Here is a 24,508-nt window from a genome sequence, read left to right as displayed (position 1 = left end):
GGGGGGCCGCCGTCGGGCGTGTGAGTTCGCTTACCCCGGGGGCGATTCGTGGCCCGCAGGGGCTTCTCAATGTGCGGGCGGGCAGCGGGGCAAAGTAGTCTTGTGGGGTGACTACTCCCACTGCATCCCAGACGTCCCACAGGCCCGTTCTGGTTGTTGACTATGGTGCCCAGTACGCGCAGCTGATTGCCCGCCGCGTCCGGGAAGCGAATGTGTATTCGGAAGTGGTTCCGCATACCTACAGCACCGAGCAACTGCTGGCCAAGAACCCCGCTGCCATCATCCTCTCGGGCGGCCCTGCCAGCGTATACGCTGACGGCGCCCCCAGCGTAGGCGCCGATCTCTTCGAGGCCGGCGTTCCGGTCTTCGGCATCTGCTACGGCTTCCAGGCCATGGCGAATGCCCTCGGCGGCAAGGTGGCCCAGACGGGACTCCGCGAGTACGGCTCCACGGAGACCACCACGATTGGTGAAGGCCGGTCCATCCTGGCCGGCATGCCTCAGCATCAGAGCACCTGGATGAGCCACGGCGACTCCGTCCACGAGGCCCCCGAGGGCTTCGAAGTCCTCGCGACGACGGCAGGCGCCGAAGTAGCTGCGTTCGCCAACGAAGAGAAGTGCCTCTACGGCGTCCAGTGGCACCCCGAAGTGAAGCACTCGGCCTACGGCCAGCAGGTCCTGGAGAACTTCCTCTTCAAGGGCGCCAAGCTGGAACCGAACTGGACCGCCGGCAACATCCTCGAGGAGCAGGTTGACCGGATCCGCGAACAGATCGGCGACGCCCGGGTCATCTGTGGCCTGTCCGGCGGCGTTGACTCTGCCGTTGCCGCCGCCTTGGTCCAGCGCGCCGTCGGCGATCAGCTGACCTGTGTGTTCGTGGACCATGGCCTGCTGCGCGAGGGCGAGGCCGAACAGGTCGAACGCGACTTTGTCGCCGCCACCGGCGTGAAGCTCTATGTCGCCAACGAGCAGGAGCGCTTCCTGAGCGCCCTGGCCGGCGTCAGCGATCCCGAGACCAAGCGCAAGATCATTGGCCGCGAATTCATCCGCGCCTTTGAGGAAGCTGAACTGGCAATTATCGCCGAGGCGGCAGCGCACGGTGAAAAGATCAAGTTCCTGGTCCAAGGCACCCTGTACCCCGACGTCGTCGAATCGGGCGGTGGCGAAGGTGCGGCCAACATCAAGAGCCACCACAACGTGGGCGGCCTGCCCGAGGACCTGCAGTTTGAACTCGTGGAGCCGCTGCGCGCCCTGTTCAAGGATGAGGTCCGCGCCGTCGGTGCCCAACTCGGACTCCCGCAGGAAATCGTCGGCCGCCAGCCCTTCCCCGGACCCGGCCTCGGCATCCGGATCGTCGGCGACGTCACCAAGGAACGCCTGGACCTGCTGCGCAAGGCCGACGCGATCGCCCGCGCCGAACTGACCGCGGCCGGCCTCGACAATGAGGTCTGGCAGATGCCCGTGGTGCTGCTGGCAGACGTCCGCAGCGTCGGCGTCCAGGGCGACGGCCGCACTTACGGACACCCGATCGTGCTCCGTCCGGTGTCGTCCGAGGACGCCATGACCGCCGACTGGTCGCGGCTGCCCTACGATCTGCTGGCCCGGATATCCAACCGGATCACCAACGAGGTGGACGGCGTCAACCGGGTGGTGCTGGACGTGACCAGCAAGCCGCCGGGAACCATCGAGTGGGAATAAGAATGTGAATGGCCGGCCTTTCGAGGCCGGCCATTTCATTTTGTTGCTGACAATCCGGGTTGATCCTGGCAATTCGGGCTGAATTTTGCGCCGTCCAGTGTTGCGGCCCCGCACAGGCAGGGGATTCGGGCTACCCTCGAATGCATGCCGGTATGGTCCAGAGCGTCCCGCGGAAGCCAAGCAACCGCGAACACACGATACGCGGCCGGGGAAAGCGCGGACGCAACACAGACAAGCGTTCAGACGAACGCGCCCCGGTCGAGCCCGTCACGGACCGGCGCGGAGAAAGCCGGCACCGAGAAGTCCGGCGCAGAGAAGTCGAGCACAGAAAAGAAGGCAGCAGTGTCAGTTGGTCAAGGCCACCCCGAGGGCTCCGAGGAGTTCAGGAAATGGCTGTCGGGGCTCAAACCCGTCACCGGAGCAGATACGATGCTGCGCTTCACCAAGACGCCCGAAGGCTCAATTGACCTGACCCATGCCCATCCGTCGGGGCTGGCCCAGCTTATGGCAGGCCGGCGCACCCGGCTCTCAACCCTGATCCGGGACCGCCAGCAGTACGTTATTGCGGCCCGGGCCTCACGCAACCTGCGCTCCAAGATCTTCGAACTGGCCAACGACCGCGGCATCGACGCCGGGTATTTCTCCGCCGGAACGGTGGTCTGGACATCCGCCGTCGGCGGCAAACCGCAGCGGGTTTCCGCCCCGGTCATGCTCGCCGCGATCTCCCTCACGGTGCGTCCTGGCGAGGACGACTACGAACTGCAACTGACCGAGCAGGCGCAAATCAACCCGGCTCTGGTCCGGCACCTGAAATCAGTCCACGGGATCGTCTTTGACGTGAACGCGGTGACGCGGATGGCATACAGCACGGCCCGCTACGACCCCCAGCCCGTCCTGGAGCGTCTGGGCACCCTGGTCCAGCCGATCCACGGCGCCGAGGTCGAGCACAATCTGCTCGTGTCCACGTTCGCCGACCTCTCGGGCAACCTGGACGATCCGTGGATCAACCAGAACAACCCCATCGTCACCGCCCTGGCACGGGCCGGTTCCGGCGAGCACGTCGACGTGCCCGCGGTCGATCCCGGCCGCTTCCCCAGCACGGACCATCGCGATCCCGCCGACGAGCTCCTGCTTCTCGACGCCGACACGGACCAGCAATACGTCATCGATGCCGTCCGGGCCGGAGATTCTCTGGTGGTCAGCAGCCCGCCGGGCACAGGCCAGACCCAGACCGCCATGAACTCCATCGGCGCCCTCGTGGACGAGGGCAAAACCGTGCTGGTGGTAGGCGACAGGCGGGCCAGCCTCGCCGAGATCTCCACACAGCTGGAGGGCCTTGGTCTCGATTCACTGCTCCTGCAGCTCACCGGCCAGGCCAGTCCACTGCAGCTCAAAGGGCAGCTGGTCCGGGCGATCGTCCGGAACGAGAAATCGCTCCAGCCGCAACTTAGCAACCTGCACGCCACCCTCACCGGGCACCGCCACGCCTTGATGGACCACGTGGCCTCGCTGCACAACGTCCGGGACCGCTGGGGGTGTTCGCCGTACGAGGCCATGCAGTCCCTGGCCGAACTGACCTCCATCCAGCCGGCGCCGGCCACGACCGTCAGGCTCAAGCGCAGCGTCCTGGATAACATCCGGGACCGCGAGGAACTCGCCGGCCGGCTCCGCCGCGCCGCGGAACTCGGCGGCTTTAGCCGCGCGTCGACCACCAGCCCCTGGCATGGAGCGCGCCTGCTGACGCGCAAGGAGACGCAGGAAGCACAAAAGGTTGCCCAGTCCGTGGCGGAGAAGCTCCCGCTGCTGCGCGGCCGCATGGACGGTGTCGCGGAACACGCCGAGATCCGTCTCGGCGGGACTTTCGCCGAGTGGGGCGGCCAGATCGAGCTCCTTGTCGCCGTCCGCGAAAGCCTGGACAAGTTCACCCCCGACATTTTTGACCGGCCCGTCCACGACCTGATCTCGGCCACGGCGTCTTCCGCCTGGCGCCGCGAACGGGGCATCGAGATGCCGTCCATGCAGCGGTCCCGTCTGCGCAGGGTAGCCAAGGAATATGTCAGGCCCGGCGTGCACATCGCGGACCTGCATAGCTCCCTGGTCCTGGTGCAAGAGCAGCGCGCGGCCTGGTCCGGCTATGCGACGACCCAACGGCACCCGGCCGTGCCGTCCGGGCTGGCCGAGATCTCCGGCCTCTACCGGGAGCTTGACGCGGAACTGGCTGAACTGGGCCAGGCAGTTGAACACACCGCCGCCGGCGGCGAGTTGGAGAGCGCGCCCTACGACGAACTCCTGAGCCGGGTGCAGCGCCTCGTCGCCGACACCGCAACCCTGGAAACCCTCCCGGAGCGCACACTGCTTGTCGAGAGCATGCGCGAACATGGCCTGGGCGAGCTGCTCGCGGACCTCGCCGAGCGTGAGGTTTCGGAAGACTCTGTGACCGCGGAACTGGAGCTGGCCTGGTGGCAGTCGGCGCTCGAAGCCATGATCAGCGGAGACGACTACCTGGCCATGTCCGACGGCGACGCCCTTCGCCAGCTGGAGGCGGAGTACAGGCTTGCGGACAACGCCCATGTCGCCAGCGGCGCCGCCCGGCTGCGATGGAATCTCTCCGAGCGCTGGCGCGTGGCAATCGCAACGTACCCGCGCCAGGCCGAGCTGCTGCGCAGCCTGCTGAAGGACGGCCGGGTAACACTGTCAGCGCTGAGCGGCCAGGCGCAGGAACTGTTGCCCACGCTGGTGCCCGTGTGCTCCGTCAGCCCCTACCTCCTGACCGGGGTACTGCCGATCGAGCAGACCTTTGACGCCGTCGTAATCCTCGACGCCGAGACAACGTCCCTGCAGGCCGTCCTGCCGGCCATCGCCCGTGCCCGGCAGGTCATCGCCTTCGGCGACGATCAGATCGCCAGCCCCCGGAGCTTCACGGTGGGGGTCGAACGGCTGGCCGCGGGGGAGAGCTCTTATCAGAGCGTCGACAGCGCGTACCGAGCGCTCTCCGCAGTGCTGCCCGTGTGGAACCTGAGGACCGTTTACCGCGCGGTGGATGAAGATCTGGTGCGCCAGCTCAGCAAGGGATTCTACGGCGGGGAACTCACCCGGCTCCCGGAAGGACAATCCGCCACCGGACTGGACCGTGCCTTGAGCGTGGAATATCTTCCCGACGGCACCGGGCTTCCCAGCGCCGACCACGACGGCGTTGAGTCGGTCGTGGCCGAAGTGAACCGGGCGGTGGAGCTCGTCTTTGAGCACGCCCGGCTCCGGCCGCGGACCTCGCTGGCTGTCGTCACCGGCAGTCTTCGCCATGCCGCCCGGATCGGCGAGGCCATCCGGGCCCAGCTGCCCAACTACCCCATGCTCGGCAGTTTCTTCACGGCCGGGGACGAGTCTTTCCGTGTGGTGGACCTGGAACGGGCCCAAGGCTTGGTCCGCGACCATGTCATTTTCTCCCCGGGCTATGGCCGCACACCGCACGGGCGCACCCTTCACAGCCTCGGCCCGCTGTCCGCCGACGGGGGACGCGCCAAATTCGCCCTGGCAATGACGCGCGCACGCCGATCCCTGCATGTGCTCAGCTGCTTCCGCCCCGAGGACCTTGACGTCAGCCGGCTCAGCCACGGCGCCGTGGACTTCTACCAGCTGCTGGACCGTGAAATTGCCGGCAATTCGGATCTCGGCAGCCCTGCCTCCCGGGCCGCTGCCAGCGAGCAGGCCCTCGGCGCAGACCCGCTCGTGGCAGACCTGGGCGACCGGCTCCGGGCCCGCGGCGCACGGGTGTGGCACCAGTACGACGGGGCCCTCAACATGGTCGCTGCCGCCGATCCTATGACCACGATCGGACAGGACGATGCGGAAATTCCCCGGCCTGTGGCAATAGAGTCTGACGGCACCGGCCACTACCGGCGGATGAGCGTCCGCGAACGCAGCAGGCTCCGGCCGCAGCTCCTGGAGCGCCTTGGCTGGCGGTATATGCCGCTATGGACCATAGAGGTGTTCACCGATCCCTCGGCCTGCGCCGACCGGATTGGGGGCTGCCTCGGGTTGGAGAAGCCTGCCGTGTCCAGCCGGCTCCGGGCAACGCACGGTTTCTTCGATGACGACGTTGAGCATCTGGCGATTGATGATGCACGGGCCTCGGAGGGGCTTGTGTTCTTACCGGCGGAACCTGCCGAGCAGGAATTCGCCGGCCACGAGGCGCAGTCCCCCCGCACTGCCGGGAGGCAGGGCGAAGCGACCGACTCCGGGAGAAGGCAGTAACCGTAGCCGCCGCCGGCCGCGGCAGGCAGTACACGTAAGACGGGCGCAGTACATGCAAGACAGGCAGTACACGTATGACAGGCAGTAAGGAGGCCGGCGGCATGAATGCGGACGGCGAGATTGCAAAGAACACCGGCGAGAGAATCGCGGGCGCCAACGACGGCGAAGAGACTGGGGCCACTGAGGCGCAGCCGGGCGAGACGAGCGGGGACCGGCAGGACCGGGACGCGGCCGAGGAGAAGTCCCGCCGGGCGACGGAACCGGCGACCGGGCCCGCAGGCGTGCTGCCGAACAAGGCAGCCGAAGATGATCCGCGGCGCTGGGGCGACCAGCCGGACAGCTACGATCACGATGCCTGGCTACAGGAGCAGAAGCCTCCGCACTGGGGCTGAGGCTTCCGGCCGTGCCGGCCGGCCGCCGCGTTGACGGCGGCCTTCCGTGCCCGGGCTTTGACGGCCGCAATAGGTGGCAGCAGGCCATGACAGCAGGCTGCCGCAGTGGCTGCTCAGCGCCTAGCCGGGTGCGGCCGCCACAAGCACGAAGAACAACTTGCCCTGCGTTGATGCGCCAGCCAGCCGACGTGCCTGGTCAGCCCCCGCTGCCACGACTATGAGCCCGTCGGAATCGGCTGTGGCGAGCCACGGCCCTGCCTTACCGCCCTGCACGGAGGTCCACAGCACCGGGACCGCTTCTGCCAGGACTTGGCTTTGCGCCGTCTGTTTGAAGTCGTTGCCGCCGGTGAGCACTACATTGACGAGCTGCCCGGGGGACACCAGCTGGATGGAGGCCGGATCGGACATCCTCAGCGGCACCGCGGCTGTGCCGGCCGGGCTTCCCGCGAGCAGGCCGGGTCCAAGGATCTGCGCATCAGTGAGGAGTTGGCCCCGGCGCAGGGGTGTGGCGAGCTGTTTTCCCTCGAACGCGGATGCGCTTACCGGGCTTCCGGAGGGCACCAGGCCGGGAGGCACGCTGATACCGCTGACATCGCCGGGTTCCAGGGTCTTTCCGGCGGGGAGATCCCCCGCAGCAGCGAATGCGATAACAGTATCGGCAGGAGCCGGAGTCAGCTGCTGAACCGTCAAGCCCGCTGCGATGCACAGCAGGAGGGCCGCAACAAGCCTCCGGTTCCGGTTCAGCCAGCCGCTTAGGCGCCGTCGTGAGGGCCTGACGGGCCGCCGCCCGGCAAGCTTCGCGGACCCGGTCCGGCGTCGGGCGGAACGGCCAGCCGAAGGTGACCTAACTGGAAGAAGGCCGCCGGAAGTGGTCCCATTGCGCTTCCAGCGGCCCGACGCCGCGGCTAGCGGCGACCGGAACGACACACCGGGCGGTGACAAGTTGGGCGGCCGCAAACGCAACAGAAACAGGCTGGGCGGCCGCCAGTTCAGGATCGAGGCAGCCTGGGGATCCGCGCGGAGGTAGTTGAGGTAAAGTGCCATGCCGTTACGCTACGGAGCGGCGCAGGGACGCGGCAGCCGCGAAGCTGTCTATGTGGACGACGGCACGCTATGTGGAAAACGGCAAGGCAGCGATGGGCTGCGCGGGCGCGGCCGACGGGCCTAGCTGGCCGGGGCCGCCGCGGGTGCGGGCGTCGGCGCGGCTGCCGGGGCCGCAGGAGCCGGGGAGACCGTGCTGCCCTTGGTGTCGCGCGAATCGTTCCGGTAGAAGCCGGAGCCCTTGAACACTACGCCGACGCTGTTGAATTTCTTGCGCAGCGTGCCCTGGCACTCGGGGCAGGACGTCAAGGAATTGTCCGTGAAGGACTGCACGATCTCGAAGGCGTGGCTGCAGTCCTTGCAGGCGTATGCGTAGGTGGGCACTGGAAATCCTCCTTTGGGACAAACGAGCAGGTCCCGTGCTGTGGAGTCCGGATCTTAGCCGATCTCTCGATCGACCGGTTCCGTCACTAGCAGTCGCAGGGCCTGAGTGCTAATTCTATCACCCCGGCAGGGACCCACCTCAGCCCAGCCGGATGACGCCGCCCGGGGTCAGCGCCGCGTGGACCTTCCGGTCGAACGACTCGGCGCGAATACTGCCGGCGGGCAGCACCTCGGTGTCATAGACGACGGCGGCAGTCGGCAGTGCGCCGACGTCGGATCCGTCTCCGGAGGCAGGCTGGAGGGCGGCCAGGGCGGCCAGGAATTTGTCATAGTAGCCGCCTCCTTGCCCGATGCGGTTGCCCGAGAAATCCACGGCGGTGGCGGGAAGGAATATTGCGGTGGCGTCCAGCATCACCGACGTGCCGAGGCGCTCTCCGACAGGTTCCTGGATGGGGGCAAACCGGCTGCGGACAAACCCGGAATCCGGGGTCCAATACACCCAGGTGAGCTCAAGGCGGGGTTCGCATACAGGAAGCAGCACCCGGTGGCCGGCGTCGACCAGTGCGGACAAGAGTGGCAGTGTGGGCGGTTCCGAGCCCACGCCGAGGTAAGCGGCGAAAGTGGCCGGCCGGCCGCCCGCCAGCCCGGAAGCCCACTGCAGCCCGTGGCGAGCGATGCTTGCCGCAGCTGCATCCAGCGCGGCCGGCGAAAGCCCGGCACGCCTGGCCCTGTGGCTTGAGCGTATTTCATCTTTTGACGCCATGCTGGCCCGTCCTCCGCCTCGTACAGCCCGAACCGCACCCTCAGATGGCCCGCCGGGCGGTGCGAATAATTACGCAATGATTGGTCCCTCCGTTAGATTAGTCGAGTGAATACACCCAACGCTTCCGTCCGCAAGGCCGTCATCCCCGCCGCGGGCCTTGGCACCAGGTTCCTTCCCGCCACGAAGGCCATGCCTAAGGAAATGCTGCCTGTCGTCGACAAACCGGCCATCCAGTACGTCGTTGAGGAGGCCGTGAACGTCGGCCTGAACGACATCCTGATGATCACCGGCCGCAACAAGCGGGCCCTGGAGGACCACTTCGACCGCGTCCCCACCCTGGAAGCCACCCTTGAAGCTAAGGGCGACACCGCCAAGCTCGAGTCCATCCAGGCGGCCAGCAACCTTGGCGACATCCACTATGTCCGGCAGGGCGACCCCATGGGCCTCGGCCACGCGGTCCTCCGGGCCAAGCAGCACGTCGGGTACGAACCCTTCGCGGTACTCCTGGGCGATGACCTCATCGACGCCCGCGACGAGCTGCTCAGCACAATGATTGAAGTCCAGGCCAAGACCGGCGGGTCCGTGGTGGCTCTGATCGAGGTGGATCCGTCCCAGATCAGCGCCTATGGCTGCGCCGACGTCGCGGCGATCGGCGGCGAGGAGTATGTCCGCATCAATCAGCTCGTCGAGAAGCCCGACGTCGAGGACGCCCCGTCGAATCTTGCCGTGATTGGCCGCTACGTGCTGCACCCGGCTGTCTTTGAAGTGCTCGAGCGCACCGCGCCCGGCCGTGGCGGAGAAATCCAGCTCACCGACGCGCTGCAGGAACTTTCGACCGGAACCGGAGAGGGCTACGGCGTTTATGGCGTCATCTTCCGAGGCCGCCGCTACGACACGGGCGACAAGCTCAGCTACCTTAAGGCCTGTGTTCAGCTCGCCTGCGACAGCGAGGATCTCGGCCCGGGCCTGCGCGACTGGCTGCCCGGATTCGCGGCCAACCTGACCCCCAGCCTCACCAAGTAACCCCCATGGGGGCCACCTTCACCTGGCCGGTGACCCTGGAGAGCGGCGACATTGTGCTGCGGCCCATCCGTTACCGGGACCGCAAGGAGTGGACCGAGCTTCGGTCCCGCAACTGCGAGTGGCTGGCCCCCTGGGAAGCCTCCAACCCGAGCCCCGGCGGCGGGCTGCCGGACTACCGGCAGATGGTGCGGTCGCTGAAGTCGCAGGCCGCGCAGGGATCGGCGCTGCCTTTCGTGATCGCCGAGTGGACACCCGGCCACGAGAAGCCGGTAATGGTGGGGCAGCTGACCGTGTCCTCGATCGTGTGGGGATCGGCCATGATGGCGACTCTTGGTTATTGGGTGGACAAGGACCGGGCCGGCCGGGGGATCGCCCCCACCGCTGTGGCCATGGCGACGGACTACTGTTTCGGCACCCTCGGCCTGCACCGCATGGAAATCAACATCCGGCCGGAGAACGGACCGAGCCTGCGTGTGGTGGAAAAACTGGGGTTTCGGGATGAGGGATTCCGGCCCCGGTACCTGCATATCAACGGTGAATGGGCCGACCACCGGACCTTCGCGCTGACGGCCGAGGAAGTGCCGGAAGGCCTCCTCGCGAGGTGGTTGCGAAGCCGCCCGACCTGAGCCAGCGATGCCCGTCTGACCAGCGCCGATGCTCCGTCGCCGGCCAATTGGAGTCCCGCGTGCGACACACCCCTGACAATGCGGCGCCGCGCCCCGTATACCTCATACGGTTTTGAGTGTGGACTTCCCTCTTAGCAGCTCTGTGATCCTTGTCATTGCTGTTGCGCTCTGGATCGTGTGGGTGGCACCTTACATTCTCCGGAATGGGCGCCACCAACTGCAGCCTGCGGGCGAATTCATGGCGGACGTTATCGATCTGGGACCGGCAGACCCACAAGCGGGGAAAGTTATGAAGATGGCGGCGCACCAGGAGAAACCCATGACCAGCAACCAGCGCGCGGAATCTGCCGGCGGCACCGCAGGGCCCCGGGCGACGCCTGTGGCGAGCCCGGCCGCCGGGTCTTCCCCGGCGTTCAGGATCCGTTGGGGCAGGCTCGTGCTGGCGCTGGCGGGCATGCTCGCCTTGCTCACGGGAGTGGTGACCGCGGGTCTCCGGCTGTTCGGCGTTGACTCCGGGATACTGCCGATGGTTGCCCTGCTCGGCGCCGTCGTGTCAGTGGTGCTGCTCCGACGCCTCGCTGTCCGCGACCGCCGCCGGAAAATGAATGCCGCATTCCGTGCCGCCATGGGTGGCCCTGAACACCGTACGGCGCGCCCGTCCGAGCACGAGCAGCTCCCCGCCGTTCCTGCCGGCCGCCCGGACGCGCGGCCAGAAAGCCCACTATTCGACGCCGAAGCGGGCCGCTCCACCCCAGAACCTGCGCCGAAGCCACTCACCGCGCTCGATCTTCGCCAAGCAGCCCTGGCCGAAGCGGCAGCCTCCGGTGACACCGCGGCGGCTGTGTCAGTGGGCCCGGCGGCACCTGCAAGCGGTCCCAGCTGGGAACCCGTCGATGTTCCGAAGCCCACCTACGTTGAAGCGGCTAAGGCGGAACGCGCCGCGCCCATGCCGCTCGATCTTCCTGAGGCGCCGAAAGCCGTCGGTAAGCCGTCGCTGAAGCAGGCCTCGTCACGGCCGGCCTCGTCCGACCCCCGGACCGCTGAGGCTTCCGAGGGGAAGCAGCTCACCAAGGCCCAGAGCGCCTTGAGCAACCTCGACGACGTCCTCCAGCGGCGGCGCGCCTGACCTCGCCCGCACCTCGGAAATTTCGCCCCGGGCAGCCAGCGATGGCGGCCCGGGGTTTTTCATATCCCTGACGCGCCGCTGACGCGCTGCTGGCGTGGACGCCTGCGGTAGCCTCGGGGCATGACAAGAATCTGCGTAGCCGGCGGAACTGGCCAAGCGGGCAGGGAAGTCGTGCGCCAAGCCGTCGGCGCCGGGCATTCCGTGGCGGTCCTGAGCCGCAGCGTGCCGCCCGACGGCGCCCCCGGCCGGATTGCGGGCGCGGAGTACTTCCGCGCGGATGTGACGACGGGGGAGGGGATTGCGGCCGCCGTGGCCGGAGCCGACGTCGTGATCGACTGTCTGGAGGGACGCTCCGGGAAGGCGCTCCGGGGCTTCGCCGACGGCGGCGCCAGGCTTCTGGCCGCCGCCCAAGACGCGGGATCCGCCAGGGCGGTGATGTTGTCCATCGTAAATTGCGACCGCAGCAACGCGTCCTTCTACCGCTCGAAGGCTTCCAAGGAGCACGTCTACGAGCTGTCCGGGCTGGACACCGTGGTGGTCCGGGCCACTCAGTTTCACTCCCTGCTGGCCATGATGTTCGGCGCCGGCTCGAAGTTGCGGATTATTCCGGCGGTGCGAGGCGCCCGATTCCAGCCCGTGTCGCCAGCCGATGTCGCAGCGATGCTCCTGGAAACCGCCCTCGACCCGGCGCCGGTTCCCGTTGCGGACCCGCGGCACCGGGTACTGAACTTCGGCGGACCGGAATCGAAGGACATGACCGACTTTGCCCGGGAGTGGCAGCAGGCCACAGGCGCAAAGGGCCAAGTGGTGCGCCTGCCGCTGCCCGGCGCGATGGGCCGCTACCTGCGTGAGGGGCTGAACCTGGTGCCGGAAGCGCGACACGGCAACGAGACATTCCGGGGCTGGCTGGAAAACAGCGCGGATACTTTGTAGCCTAGGGAAACCAGCAACGCCGTTCCGCTTGGACCGGCGTTGCTTAGGGGCTATAGCTCAGTTGGTAGAGCGCTTCGTTCGCATCGAAGAGGTCAGGAGTTCGAATCTCCTTAGCTCCACAATTTGCAGGGGTTTGTGGGTCCCTCGGAACAAACGCCGCGAACTTGCCGCCGGCATCGGCTCCGGCGTAACCGCCCGGTTTCACGGAAACGCCTTTGGCAAAGACACCAGCGAGGCCGTCCTCGGCCTTCAGCGCGGCGGGAAGATCACCGCCGACTGCCGGGTGTTCGGGAAGACCCGCGACGCCGCCGAGCCGGTCCGCGGAGCGAAGGGCAAACGCGGGCCGCGAGGCCCTGGCCGCACTGGAAGTCCCCGCCGTCCAGCCGGGCTCCATCGTCGCCGCCCCGGCATGCCGCAGGAGTCCATCGACCTGGGACGCATCTATACCGCACAGTGGACGCGCCGCGACGGTGGCCTCTACGCCCTCCTGCCCGACGCTGACGACACGTTCCGGAACGCCCCGATCACCGGCGACCGGGTGCAGATCCGGCTGTCCGAACTCCACCTCGCCGACGAGGCGCGCCTGGCCGCCCGCCAGCTGGCTGGGGCAAGCACTTAGCGGCAGGTTTGTGCCGCCCGGGACGATCCCATGCCCCCGCGGCACGCCAGAGACCTCATCCGGCAACATGCTGCCTCGGGAGTCCCTGCCTTTCGGAGACGTTGAGTTAGGCTGTCCAAGGATCCGAGAGGACCAAGAATTTGGGGGATACATCTTGAAATCGAATACACGCATGGCCGCCGTCCTGGCAATCCTGACGGCAGCTGTGGCATTGGCGCTCGGCGCCGCCGGCCCCGCTCAGGCACTGACCTGCGCACCAGGCTACGTACTCGCGGTCGCAGGGAAGGGAACCAACGTTCCGGCCGATCCGGTTCCTGCAGGAAATGGCTTCGCGCAGGCCGCGCATAGCCTGCCCGTCAAGAGCTTTGTTCCAAGGGAGAACCGTGTGGCTGCCGGCGTCCCCTTTAGCGCACTGACAGCCAAGGCAACCCCGGGCTGCCAGCCAAACACCCACTGGGTCGGCGACGCCCAGCACTCCGGTCTCCCCGTCGGTGACATAGGCCGCATCAAGGACCCCAGCCCCTAAACCTCGCCAGGTCGAGAAAGCGTCCCAGGCCGCCGGCGGCACACCGCAGCGTTCATTGCCGCCGGCCTCGCCGTACTGCTCGTCGGGCCTGGCGCGTGGCAGTGGCGCAGGAGTCGTCAGACGCGGGCCGCAGCGGCGGCCGCTGCAACGGTCTCAGAGGCGGTGGGCAATCGTCTGCACACATGCGGCGAATGACTCATGCCCGCGCACCCAGACTTACCGCCGTGACCGCCACATGCTTCCGCAATGAGGTCATGAGCCGCGACTACGCCAAGGAACTGTTCCGGCTGGTCACCGCCGAGTAGCGCCCGCTGCTGCGGGTCGTTTCACCGACCCTCGACGGCGCCGCGCACCTTTTCCAGGCAGCTCACGACGCAGGCCGGCCCACTGCCGTGCTTGTGTTCAGCGCTGATGAGAGCGGACGCACCCCGGCAGGGCCTGCAGAGGCCTGTCCGAATACGCCCGCGAGCTCGGCTACTAGCCAGCGGTGGGTAAAGCGGCAACTGCCGCACACATGACACACGTACGTCGGGGAAACAGCGGCTGCCCCGGGGCCGAGGGAAGCCGTCCGACCAGGGCTCCCGGGACTGAAACTGGCCGGACGTGGTGCTAATGCCACGGAGCGCCGGAGCACGCCGTAGAGGTGCCGGGGCGGAGATTCGGTGCTGCCACCGTATTGATCCGCAATTTGGCGAAGCCGGGATGGCTCAGCGCATAGAGCGTCCCTCTCCTAAGGGGAAGATCGCAGGTTTGAATCCTGCTTCGGGCACGAATTACACCGCGGCCGGAATGGACCGGAGCGGTGCGAACTACGAAAGGCAGGCACCGATGAGTGAAAACCTGAAAAATCTCCTTGACACCGCTGCGCCGTCCCGCCGCGGCCTCATCGTTGCCGCGCTGGCAGGAACAGCCGCGGCCATGACCGGCTTGTCGCCCGCCGTCGCGGCGACGGCCGGAACAGTGACGGGCGGATTCACATTCCAGGGCGAAAACCGCCGGTTCGGCACACCGAGAAATCAGCTGCCGCCGTCGCGGGGGACCAGCGGGGCCCTGCAGGGCTTCCTGGGGCAGCTCGCGTCCACCGCCCGGCAGCGGGTCATCGACCTGTACGTCAGTTCGACCCAGAAGAACTTCCAGGTGAAGGCCTACCGGTTGGGAAACTATGCCGGATTGGGCCAGCGTCTCGTCTGGTCCTCGCCTGTAACACCCGCCATCGCCCAGGCTCCGGCCACCGTGGACCCGGCCACCCGGACAACGTCTTGTAACTGGAAGATCAGCCTCAAACTGGACACCTCGGCGTGGCCCGAAGGGTTCTACTACCTGGTCCTCTCCGCACCGGTCGCCTGGTACTCCCGCGCGCAGGGGGCTCAGGCCCACATGATCCCGCTCGTGGTGGAATCGGCGTCCCTGGCCGGCAAGGCCGTGCTGGTCTTCAACGACCTGACTATGCAGGCCTACAACAAATGGGGAGGGGCATCCCTCTACGCCGGGGCTAACGGAACCGTGCCGAGCCGGTCCCTCAAGGTATCGTTCGACCGGCCCTACGCCGATCCCGAGGTGTACGAGACTTACAACGTTCCTATGATCCGCACGGCTGAGAGCATCACAGACAGCCGGGTCTCGCTCGGCTACACCACCGAAGCGCGGCTGGCCGGAAACCCGGCCCTCCTCACCGGCGCGGCTGCGGTCCTGTTCTCTGGCCACTCCGAGTATTGGACGCGCGGAATGCGCCGCGGCGTGGAATCGGCGCGCGACGCCGGGACAAACGTGGTGTTCTTCGGCGCGAACAACGTCTACTGGCGTACCCGCACCGAACCCACCGCCCTCGGGCCCGACCGCATGGTCGTCTGCTACCGGGACCCTGCGCTGGACCCGCTGGCGTCCGCGCACCCGGAGCTGGCCACCACCCGGTGGCAGGACGCCCCTTACCGTGAGCCGGAATGCTCCCTGACCGGAAGCATGTACGGGGACTTCCGCGTCACGGGCACCTTCACTGTCACCGAACCCTCGTTCTTCGGCTTCCAAGGAACCGGGGTCAGGCGCGGAACGACGTTCCCGGGCATTGTCGCGGGGGAGACTGACGCCTCCAACAACCCGTCGCAGCCCGGCAACCTCATGGTTTTCTCGCACTCGCCCTCGTCCGGTTTGTACCGGTCCAAGGACTGGAGCGACGGTTCCGTCTACACCACAAAATCAGGGTCGGCTGTCATCAACATGGCCACAACCAACTGGCTGGCCGCCCAGTATGACCCCGCCGTCCCTGCCCGCTCCCGCCAGTTCGCCGCCCAGGTCACCCGCAACATCATTACCGCCGCCGCCCAGGGCCCGATCGCACAGCGCTACGCGCGGCCGGCTGTCTAAACCCGGGAGCACCACTACCTGCCGAGGCGGAAATCGGTCCAGCGCTCCGGGAACCGTTGCAGGTAGTGGTGCCAAAGGGCTTATCAGGGTCTTCGCTTGCGCTCCGTCGGGTCGCGTTTGGATCCGCACCCGCGAGTCACCAGCTGTGCGACGGCGGCAATCCCCGTTGACGGCCCGTCGACAGACTGGCCGCATAGAAGTATCGAGCGGTACGGACGCAACCGTCGGCCCGGGCATTGCCCGGACCGGCGGTTTCCCTCTTCTATCGGCGGGTGATGCTGGCCGGGCTGGGAACCAGGGAGCCTTTCAGAGCTCCAGTCTGTACCGTCGGCGTCGGTGTCGCACTCGGCGACGAAGTAGGAGTGGGCGAAGGCGTCGACAGCGTGACGGTGAACTTTCCGTCCGGGCCGAGCGCCACCGACCCGTTTTCGAAGGTCACCGCCGTCCCGCCGGCCACGGCGTGGACGCCGCTCGTGGGGTATCCCAGGGCCTCCAGGTCCGTGTCGCTGACTCCATCCAGCCAGGCGTTGGGCAGGTAGTGGACTCCGGCGCCGGCCTTGTAGAAGATGCCGCCGTTCTGGAACCACTGGCCGGCAACCGAGAAAGCGCCGGTTGCGTCTGGCTGGCTGGTGCCTTCATTGTTGGAGATGTAGCCGACGACCTTGGCCCCGCCGGCGGCGAGGTATTCCTTGTAGAAGTCACCGAACACGACATGGGCATGGCCCGGGTCCTCGTTGAAGACGGGGACCCCCACACCGTTCCAGGAGATTATGCCGTGCTCGAAGTTCTGGTAGACGAAGCTTGCCCCGGCGTTCCTGGCGCTGATCTCACTTGAGGTGGGGAACCCGAGCGGGCCGCGCTCTGCACCGGTCTGGGCGTATACGGAGCGGATAGCGCCCAGCGTGGCGTGGGCCCCGCGGGACGCGGTCCAGTAGATGATCCCGCCCTTGAACTGCTGGTAGACGCCGCCTCCGACCGTCGGTTTTTCCTCGGTGATCGGCAGTCCGAGTTTGCCGGCGTCGGAGCCGTTGCTCCTGTACTCGCCGAGGATTCCGCCGCGGACCGAGTGGGCGCCGGTAGCCGATGACCAGTAGATGAGCCCGTACCGGAAGTTCTGGACCCGGTCTGCGCGGCCGCTGTACTCGTTGGACGTCGGGGCTCCGAGGGTGCGTCCCTGGGAGTTGTAAAGGAAGCCGATGGCTCCGCCGGTGGTGTATCCGGCCGCTTCAGCGGGTACGGATGCGGCGACGGTGCTGCCCGCGAGGGCCAGGGCGGCCATGGCGAGCGTGAGCGGTCGTTTGATGAACACTGCAGACCTCATATTTTCCGCAGCGCCTGGCGCTGCCTCGAACCGGTGATGTCGGGCTTGACGCCGGCTGAGACAGTTCCCCCGCCTGATTGTTTCCCCCAAGTAGGAGAATACTTCCACTTCGCGTGTTTGTGTATATCGAATCGGGACCAGATTGACTGCACCAGGATCGTTGCAGACCCGTGTGACGGGCCGCCCCAGACGAGGCGGCAACGGGGACACCGAGCGTCAAATCTCGTTCCGTTTCAGAGTCCCGGAGTAGGCGCCCCTCATGTCGGGCATCCGGTCAGGGGACCGTCACTGGCTTGAACCGGAACGGTCCGCCGCATTGGGGTCCGTCCGGGTGCTCTCCAGTGGATTCCGTTTCGATCGCCAGTGTGCGGGCAACACGGGCGCCTGAAGCGCCCACCGCGTCCACGGAGACCGAGGTAACGCTGACCGACGGCGCCAGGTACGGCGCGGACTGCGGCACCAGCCACCTGCCGTCGGCGGTCCTGGCCACAGGGGAAGGGGTGCAGCCCTCCCCGAGGCAGGCGGCCACGGACTCCGGCTCGTGGGCGAAGATCAGCTCCACATCGCCGGTGTAGGCGTACCCGGTGGCCGGGCAGATGGTGCCGACGGGCCCGTGGCTCATCGCGGCCACAGACAGGACAGTAACGAGCATCCCCAGCATGATCAGAAAAAGCCCCCGGCGCTTCATGGCGTGAGCCTACCCCAGCAACCCGGCCGCCTAAAGGGGGAGCACGGCCGCGGCTACTGGCACCCCGCCGTCACGGCATCGGTCTCCATCCTGGCCGGCACAGAAAATCCGCAGGATCACCGCACTTTCCTCGTGCTCCGTGGATCTTCTGGGTAAGGTTTTGGCGGGTGCCCGGGGCTGTTTGAGCACGTGTGTTTCCCGCTCCCGCCCGTCCGCCGGCCAACACCGGCCGCACCTGAGGACCTCCATGACCGCACCGCGCCTGTCCAGCGCCGCCGCAGCACTGAGCGCCACCGCCCTCCTGCTCGGCACCCTGTTCGCTCTTCCTGCCGCAGCGGTCCCGAACCCGGCCATCGACCCGCGCCCGGTCGCCCCGCCCGCGACGACTTCGGCGCCGGCACCGGCCGACGCGGCCGGCCGCTTCGTGGTGAAATTCAAGACCGGGACCGCCAACGCCCGGGCCAATGCGTACGGGAAGGCAGCGAAGGCTGCCGGCGTCTCCATCAAGGAGCTGCACGCCACGGCACGCGGAGCGACCGTCGTTCAGGCCGCCGGATCGCTCACGCCCAGTGAGAGCGCCGGGGTCCTGGCGTCGCTGCGCGGCCAGGCCAACGTCGAGTACGCCGAACCGGACACGTTCATGCGCCCGGCATCAACGCCGAGCGATCCGCTGTACCCGCAGCAATGGGATCTGTTCGAGGACGCCGGCGGCATGCGCGTCCCCGCCGCCTGGGACATCACGAGCGGGCAGGGCACCGTGGTGGCCGTCGTCGACACCGGCATCACGCCCCACAGCGACCTGACCCAGGTCCTCCCTGGCTACGACTTCATCTCCGATCCCACAGTGTCCAATGACGGCGACGGCCGCGACAGTGACGCCACCGACGCCGGGGACTACTGCCAGGGCGGAACCTCGTCCTGGCACGGGACCCATGTTGCCGGAACCATCGGAGCCGCCGCGAACAACGGCATCGGCATAGCCGGCATCGCCTACTCTGCGAAAATTCTCCCGGTCCGCGCCCTCGGGGCCTGCGGCGGCTACCTCAGCGACATCGCCGATGCCGTTGTCTGGGCAGCCGGCGGGACCGTCTCGGGCGTTCCGGCAAACCCGACTCCCGCCAAGGTCATCAACATGTCCCTCGGCGGGGCAGGGCAATGCGATTCCTTCTTCCAGTCCGCGCTGGACTTCGCCGCCGCGCAGGGCGTCGCCGTCGTCGTAGCTGCCGGAAACTCGGACGCACCGGCCTCCGGCTCGACGCCGGCGAACTGCAACAACGTCATCACCGTGGGCGCGACCGGCCGTGAAGGCAGCAAGGCCGTCTACTCCAACTACGGTCCCGAAGTTGACGTCAGCGCACCCGGCGGGGACAGCTCCACCGGCGGAGCCAACACCATTCTGTCGACCTGGAACGACGGCACCACCGTGCCGGGCAACGAAACGTACGGCTATATGCAGGGCACCTCGATGGCCGCACCCCATGTTGCCGGCGTCGCGGCCCTCATGATGACCGCCAACCCGGCCCTCACCCCGGCCGAGGTCGAGGCGCTCCTGAAGCAGACGGCCCGCCCGCTGCCGGGCACCTGCGACACGGGCGGATGCGGGGCAGGGCTGGTCGACGCTGGCGCCGCGGTGCAGGCGGCGATGCCAGACCTGCAGCAGCCACCCGTCGCGGGAACTCCCTCAATCCAGGGGGAGGCAAAGGTGGGGTCGGCGCTGACTGCCGACCCGGGCACCTGGACCTCGGGGCCTGTCAGCTTCAGCTACGAATGGTTCCGCAACGGCACCCCCATCGCCGGCGCCACAGGCAGTACCTACGCCGTGGGCGCAGCGGACGTGGGCCAGACGCTCACGGTCTCCGTCACCGGCACCAAAGCCGGATATGAGCCGGTGACTGTCGCCTCGGCACCCACCGCTCCGGTCCAGGCCGGAACGCTCACCGGTCCCGTCCCTATCATCAGCGGCACGAAGAAGGTGGGCTACACCCTGGCCGCAGCGCCGGGCACCTGGACTGCGGGCGCGGCCCTGAAATACCAGTGGTACCGGTCCGGCATCGCCATCACGGGGGCCACAGGGTCCAAGTACGCCCTGGCAGCGGCCGACCTGGGCAAGGCGATGCGGGTCCGTGTCACCGGCAGCAAGGACGGCTACGTGACCCTCAGCAAGGACTCTGCCTTGACCACCGCGGTCATTGCCGGGTCCCTGACCGTGGGGAACCTCTGGATCAGCGGCTACCCGCATTACGGCTACACCCTCACGGCCAACACAGGCACCTGGACCGCCGGGACCACCCTGCGGTACCAGTGGTACCGCTCGGGGGTGGCGATCGCCGGAGCCACGGGGCGGTACTACCGGATCGTCTGGGCTGACCGCTACGACATCCTCAAAGTCCGCGTCGTCGGGTCCAAGGCGGGCTACACCACAGTCACCAAATACTCAGGGCCCACACTCCGCATCCCCTAGCGCAGGGCAAACGTCACCCGGTGGCGGGTCCGGCGGGTTCTGCCGTTAGCCTTGGTAGTGACAAGAGGAGAACAATGACCACCCTGAAAGAACGCCTGCACGCCGACGTCGTGAGCCACATGAAGGACCGCAACATGGTTGCCCTGACCACTGTGCGCAACGTCCTGGGCGAGATCGAAACCCGCGAGAAATCGGGCAAGACGCCGATCGTGCTGGACGACGCGCAGGTGACCTCGCTCCTGCAGAAGGAAGCCGCCAAGCGCCGCGACACGGCCCGCATCTATACCGAGGCCGGTGAGGCCGAGCGTGCGGCCGCCGAGATCGCGGAGGCGGAGGTGATTGAGGCGTACTTGCCTAAGGCGCTCACCGCGGACGAGGTCGAGGCCATTGTGGACGAGGCCATCGCGGCGCTCAAGGCCGACGGCGTCGAACTGTCCCTGCGCCAGCTGGGGGCCGTGATGAAGCCAGTTACCGCCAAGGTGGCCGGACGCTTTGACGGCAAGGCCGTCAGCGAAATCGTGCGCAACCGTCTCGCGCAGCAATGAGCCTGATCCGGCTCCACGACGTCGGGGTCCGCTTCGAGAATGCCCAGATCCTGCGCGAGGCCTTCTTCCGCCTGGAACCGGGGGACCGGGTCGGCTTGATCGGCAAGAACGGCTCCGGGAAGACGACCATACTCAGGCTGGTCCTGGACCAGGTCGCCCCGGACACGGGGACGGTCACCGTGGAGCAGGGAACCAAGGTGGGGTATTTCTCCCAGTTCTCCGACCTGGACGGCCAGGCGGCAATCCTTGAGGTGCTCGACGGCCTGTTCGTCGAGATCAAGGCTGCCGAGGCCGAACTGGCGGACATCGACGCCGCCATCGCCGCGGACCCTGCCGGCGACGAACTGGACCGGCTGATCCGCCGCCAGGCCGAGCTGTTCGAGGACATGGACCGTCTCGACGGGTGGGACTACAAGCGCCGTATCGACACCGTCCTGACCACGCTGGGGTTCAGCGAGGCGCACCGGAACTGCGCCATCGACGAACTCTCCGGCGGCTGGCGCAACCGCGCCGCCCTGGCCAAGATCCTGCTGGAGGGCCCGGACGTGTTGCTCCTGGACGAGCCCACCAACTACCTCGACGTGGCCGGCGTCGAATGGCTGGAAAGCTGGTTCCGCGACTACCGCGGCGCCGCGATCATCGTCTCGCACGACCGGAAATTCCTCGATGCGGTGGTCAACCGGATCATCGAAGTGGAGAACTTCCATCTGCACGAGTATCCGGGAAATTTCGCCGAATACGTTGTCCAGAAACAGTTCCGGCTCAAGACGCTTGAGGCTCAGTTTGTCCACGAGTCCGAGCTCCTGGCCTTCGAAGCCGAGGGCATCGCCGATCGCCGCGAGGCCGCCAAGGCTGCCAGCCGCGGGCTTGGGAACCAGCTGGCCAAGATCAAGAAGGCGCGTGCGCCCCGGCCTGTTGACCAGATCGTCACGGAGATCTACGGCGGCCTCCACGTCAAGGACGTCCTGTGCCGGGTGGACGGACTGGCCAAGTCCTACGGTGACAAGGTGCTGTTCGAGGACCTGGACTTTGAGATCCGCCGCGGCAACAGGATTGTGGTGCTGGGTTCCAACGGCAGCGGCAAGTCCACCCTGCTGAAAGTCCTTACCGGCGAGGAGTCGGCGGATTCCGGCCAGGTGGTCTGGGCCAAGGGCCCGGGTTTTGTTTCGTACAACAAAATGCTGGAAGAACTCGACGACGCCGACACCGTTTCGCACGCGGTCAATGCTCTGCCGGACAGCCTGGCCTTCAGCGCCACGAAGAAGTCCGTCAACAGGTTCCTCGCCATGTTCCAGTTCTCCGAGGCCGACCTCAAACAGAAGATCGGGAACCTCTCCGGCGGGCAGAAGGCACGCGTCGCCATGGCTCAGTGCCTGCTGTCTGGGGCCTCGGTGCTGCTTCTGGACGAACCCACCAACCACCTGGACATGTCCAGCACCCAGGTGATGGAGCGGGCACTGCTCCACTTCCCCGGGGCCGTGGTGGTGGTCAGCCACGACCGCTTCTTCACCGAGAAGATCGCCAACCGGAAACTGGTCTTCGGCAGCGAAGGCTCCGAACCCGGAGAGATTGACGTCCGCGCCGCCTGATGGGCGTGGCGTTGCGGGTCCGCGGGATAATGGGAGCATGACCGACCAGCAGCAGGACCGCGACCCGTGGGAGGAGTTCGACCGGCTCAAGCCCGCCGGCCCGGACCGCGTTGCCGGCTACCCGGGAGGGGAACCCCAAGGCTTTGGTTTCCGGACCGGTGTCCGCAGCGCGCGCGTCGCCTTCGGATTTGCCGTCTATTCCCTGGCGCTCGGCAGCATTCTCGTCCTCACGGGGGCTATCGTCTTCATCGGCAGCGGGAAGTGGCTCTTGCTCGGGCTCATGGTGCTCATTGAGGTCATCTTTGTGCTGGCCTTCCGCCGGCTTGTGGCCCTGGCCCGGAACCGTCGCTCCTCCGGTTAGTGCACCGAAGGGCCACGGCCCGGCGGCTGCGGGTCAGCCTCCGGTGCCGGTGTCTGTGCTCCGCCGCCCGGCCCGGCGACCGGACCGGCGCCCGCTAGAGCCAGCCCTTCTTCTTGAAGATTGCGTACATGAGCGCCGCCGTCCCGGCCATGAGCGCGACTGCCATCGGGTAGCCCAGGGGCCAGTGCAGCTCGGGCATGACGTCGAAGTTCATGCCGTAGAGCCCGGCCACGAACGTCGGGGCGAAGAAGATCGCGGCCCAGGACGAGATCTTCTTGACCTGTTCGTTTTGTTCCGCGCTGGCCTCGTTCTGGCGGTTGGCGGTCAGGGTTCCGTCCAGGGTGAGCGCGTTCTGCAAGAGGTCCCGGAAGGAATCGGCGCGGGAAATCAGCCGCTCCACGTGGTCCTCGACGTCGCGGAGGCTGTGCTGCAGTTCGGTGTTCACCATGTACTTTTCGAAGCCGCGGCGGAGCTGGTGCATCATGGCCGGCAGCGGATGAATGGCGCGCTGGAAATGGATGACCTCGCGGGCGAGTTCGTAAATGCGCCGGGACACCAGCGGGTCGCCGCTGAAGAGCTGGTCCTCGATCTCGTCGATGTCGTTTTCCAGCCCGGCCACCACAGGCCCGTAGTCATCGACCACCTGGTCCATGAGTGCATACAGGACGGCCTCGGGGCCGTGGCACAGCAAGTCCGGGCGGCTCTCCAGCCGGCGCCGGACCTGGCCCACCACCTTCGTCTCGGCGTGCCTGACCGTGACCACGAAGTTCCGGCCCGTGAAAACGTGCAGTTCGCCGAACTCCACGGTCTCGGTCTCATCCAGATACCGGGCAGGACGGAGCACCGTAAACAGGTTGTCGTCGTAGCGTTCCAGTTTGGGGCGCTGATGGGCCGAGATCGCGTCCTCCACCGCCAGACGGTGCAGTCCGAATTCCGCTGCGACGGCGGCCATTTCGTCCGGCGTGGGCCGGTACAGGCCAATCCAGGCCATGCCGCCGTGCTCGGCCAAGGTCTCGAAGGTCTGCTCGAGGTTCCGCGGCTCGGCGCTGCGTTTGCCATCCACGTAGACGGCGTTGTCGATGATAGTCACCGAAACATTATCCAGTGTTTGCCTGTTGTTCGGCGGAAGCGGCCCGGCGCGACGCCGGCCGGCCGGGGGCGAGTGCGTTGCCCTGGGCGAGCCTGCTGATCAGAGGCTCGGTGCGGTAAGGGATATGGGTGTGCAGGGCCAGAACGGTTTCCGTGCGGATCACGCCCTTGATCCGAAGAATGGACCGGAGAGCGGCCTGCAGATTATGGGTATCCGTCGCCACTACCCGGCACCAGACGTCCCCGCGTCCGGAGATTTCGTGGACCTCCAAGACCTGGGCGATCAGCCTGAGGGCACCCACCACGCCGTCGAGCTCCCGGTGGTTGACCTCGATCGTCACGAACGCGACGACGTCGTAGCCGACCGCCTCCAGATCGATCTCACGCCCGCCGTCGTGCAGTATGCCCGAGCGGAGCATGCGCCGCACCCGCGACTGGGCGGTATTCCGTGCGATGCCCAGGGAATCGCTGAGCTCGCCGATCTGGATCCGCGGATCCCGGATCAGCTCCAGCAGGATCTTGAGGTCCGTGGGGTCCAGACTGTTCAAATCGTCACTCCCGTTCACTGATACAGCCAGAGAATGACTGTTTTGCTCAATTTTGGCACATAACTTAGTCATCGGGATCATTGGTATTGCATTGTGGAGATATCAACTTTCGACCGGGCCGGGCGTTTCCTCCACAACAGGGAAAGCCTGGCCTGCACTTTGCA

At 66.9% G+C, this 24,508-nt stretch carries 21 protein-coding genes and 1 tRNA gene; 15 read left to right on the top strand and 7 right to left on the bottom strand.

Annotated features, from left to right (window positions below):
• Positions 1-107: 107 nt before the first annotated feature.
• The 3 genes from guaA (at position 108) to C8D78_RS05640 (ending at position 6,340) form a co-directional block, all read left to right on the top strand.
• Positions 108-1,697 (top strand): glutamine-hydrolyzing GMP synthase, encoded by a 1,590-nt coding sequence (gene guaA / locus C8D78_RS05650; RefSeq protein ID WP_120951026.1) that lies wholly within the window; start codon positions 108-110, stop codon positions 1,695-1,697.
• Between the two features lie 342 nt (positions 1,698-2,039).
• Entirely contained in the window at positions 2,040-5,948 is a 3,909-nt protein-coding gene (locus tag C8D78_RS05645; protein ID WP_244208270.1) for an AAA family ATPase, read from the top strand.
• Between the two features lie 74 nt (positions 5,949-6,022).
• Entirely contained in the window at positions 6,023-6,340 is a 318-nt protein-coding gene (locus C8D78_RS05640) for a hypothetical protein (protein ID WP_147429555.1), read from the top strand.
• Between the two features lie 120 nt (positions 6,341-6,460).
• On the opposite strand, the gene C8D78_RS05635 is transcribed toward C8D78_RS05640, so the two are convergent.
• The 3 genes from C8D78_RS05635 to C8D78_RS05625 all read right to left on the bottom strand — a co-directional run bounded on the left by C8D78_RS05635 (position 6,461) and on the right by C8D78_RS05625 (position 8,528).
• Entirely contained in the window at positions 6,461-7,030 is a 570-nt protein-coding gene (locus C8D78_RS05635) for an RcpC/CpaB family pilus assembly protein (protein WP_244208269.1), read from the bottom strand.
• A gap of 474 nt (positions 7,031-7,504) precedes the next feature.
• On the bottom strand, positions 7,505-7,765 hold the full coding sequence (locus tag C8D78_RS05630) for an FmdB family zinc ribbon protein (RefSeq protein WP_120951022.1): 261 nt from the start codon (positions 7,763-7,765) through the stop codon (positions 7,505-7,507).
• Positions 7,766-7,904: 139 nt separating this feature from the next.
• Positions 7,905-8,528: a 5-formyltetrahydrofolate cyclo-ligase gene (locus tag C8D78_RS05625; protein ID WP_120951020.1), complete on the bottom strand. Its 624-nt coding sequence runs from the start codon at positions 8,526-8,528 to the stop codon at positions 7,905-7,907.
• A 105-nt stretch (positions 8,529-8,633) separates the two neighbouring features.
• On the opposite strand from C8D78_RS05625, the gene galU reads away from it, so the two are divergent.
• From galU to C8D78_RS05580, 8 genes are all read left to right on the top strand, one after another.
• Entirely contained in the window at positions 8,634-9,551 is a 918-nt protein-coding gene (galU, locus tag C8D78_RS05620; RefSeq protein WP_120951018.1) for a UTP--glucose-1-phosphate uridylyltransferase GalU, read from the top strand.
• A 5-nt stretch (positions 9,552-9,556) separates the two neighbouring features.
• Positions 9,557-10,177, top strand: a complete 621-nt coding sequence (locus C8D78_RS05615) for a GNAT family N-acetyltransferase (RefSeq protein ID WP_120951016.1) — start codon at positions 9,557-9,559, stop codon at positions 10,175-10,177.
• Positions 10,178-10,319: 142 nt separating this feature from the next.
• The gene (locus tag C8D78_RS05610; RefSeq protein WP_120951014.1) at positions 10,320-11,303 is read left to right on the top strand and encodes a hypothetical protein; all 984 of its coding nucleotides are present in this window, start codon (positions 10,320-10,322) and stop codon (positions 11,301-11,303) included.
• 120 nt (positions 11,304-11,423) lie between these two features.
• Entirely contained in the window at positions 11,424-12,236 is an 813-nt protein-coding gene (locus C8D78_RS05605; protein WP_120951012.1) for an SDR family oxidoreductase, read from the top strand.
• A 46-nt stretch (positions 12,237-12,282) separates the two neighbouring features.
• Positions 12,283-12,355, top strand: a tRNA-Ala gene (locus tag C8D78_RS05600).
• A 14-nt stretch (positions 12,356-12,369) separates the two neighbouring features.
• Positions 12,370-12,855: a hypothetical protein gene (locus C8D78_RS19810; protein WP_120951010.1), complete on the top strand. Its 486-nt coding sequence runs from the start codon at positions 12,370-12,372 to the stop codon at positions 12,853-12,855.
• Between the two features lie 154 nt (positions 12,856-13,009).
• Positions 13,010-13,381, top strand: coding sequence for a hypothetical protein (locus C8D78_RS05590; protein WP_167467858.1), 372 nt, complete (start codon positions 13,010-13,012; stop codon positions 13,379-13,381).
• Between the two features lie 828 nt (positions 13,382-14,209).
• Positions 14,210-15,742, top strand: coding sequence for a N,N-dimethylformamidase beta subunit family domain-containing protein (locus C8D78_RS05580; protein ID WP_120951006.1), 1,533 nt, complete (start codon positions 14,210-14,212; stop codon positions 15,740-15,742).
• Positions 15,743-16,004: 262 nt separating this feature from the next.
• Here C8D78_RS05580 and C8D78_RS05575 read toward each other — a convergent pair whose 3' ends face one another.
• Together C8D78_RS05575 and C8D78_RS05570 are read right to left on the bottom strand one after the other, a co-directional pair.
• Positions 16,005-17,051, bottom strand: coding sequence for an LGFP repeat-containing protein (locus C8D78_RS05575; protein ID WP_167467857.1), 1,047 nt, complete (start codon positions 17,049-17,051; stop codon positions 16,005-16,007).
• Positions 17,052-17,337: 286 nt separating this feature from the next.
• Complete coding sequence (locus C8D78_RS05570; RefSeq protein ID WP_120951002.1) at positions 17,338-17,751, bottom strand: hypothetical protein; 414 nt, start codon at positions 17,749-17,751, stop codon at positions 17,338-17,340.
• A 247-nt stretch (positions 17,752-17,998) separates the two neighbouring features.
• Here C8D78_RS05570 and C8D78_RS19805 point away from each other — a divergent pair, with 247 nt between their 5' ends.
• From C8D78_RS19805 to C8D78_RS05550, 4 genes are all read left to right on the top strand, one after another.
• A complete protein-coding gene (locus tag C8D78_RS19805) occupies positions 17,999-20,212 on the top strand; it encodes a S8 family serine peptidase (RefSeq protein ID WP_208641884.1) in 2,214 nt (737 codons plus the stop codon).
• Between the two features lie 74 nt (positions 20,213-20,286).
• Positions 20,287-20,757, top strand: a complete 471-nt coding sequence (locus tag C8D78_RS05560; RefSeq protein WP_120951000.1) for a GatB/YqeY domain-containing protein — start codon at positions 20,287-20,289, stop codon at positions 20,755-20,757.
• Complete coding sequence (locus tag C8D78_RS05555; RefSeq protein ID WP_120950998.1) at positions 20,754-22,346, top strand: ABC-F family ATP-binding cassette domain-containing protein; 1,593 nt, start codon at positions 20,754-20,756, stop codon at positions 22,344-22,346. The genes C8D78_RS05560 and C8D78_RS05555 overlap by 4 nt, the downstream gene beginning before the upstream one ends.
• Positions 22,347-22,383: 37 nt before the next feature.
• Positions 22,384-22,707: a hypothetical protein gene (locus tag C8D78_RS05550; RefSeq protein WP_120950996.1), complete on the top strand. Its 324-nt coding sequence runs from the start codon at positions 22,384-22,386 to the stop codon at positions 22,705-22,707.
• A gap of 94 nt (positions 22,708-22,801) precedes the next feature.
• Here the strand turns inward: C8D78_RS05550 and corA are convergent, their stop codons facing one another.
• Both corA and C8D78_RS05540 read right to left on the bottom strand, forming a co-directional pair.
• Positions 22,802-23,797 (bottom strand): magnesium/cobalt transporter CorA, encoded by a 996-nt coding sequence (gene corA / locus C8D78_RS05545; protein ID WP_120950994.1) that lies wholly within the window; start codon positions 23,795-23,797, stop codon positions 22,802-22,804.
• A gap of 7 nt (positions 23,798-23,804) precedes the next feature.
• Positions 23,805-24,344: an Lrp/AsnC family transcriptional regulator gene (locus C8D78_RS05540; protein WP_120950992.1), complete on the bottom strand. Its 540-nt coding sequence runs from the start codon at positions 24,342-24,344 to the stop codon at positions 23,805-23,807.
• Positions 24,345-24,508: the final 164 nt, after the last annotated feature.

Source organism: Arthrobacter oryzae (genome assembly GCF_003634095.1).
GTDB lineage: Bacteria > Actinomycetota > Actinomycetes > Actinomycetales > Micrococcaceae > Arthrobacter > Arthrobacter oryzae.
Note: the sequence above shows the minus strand (reverse complement) of the source record. Positions and strands in the feature narration are given on the sequence as shown.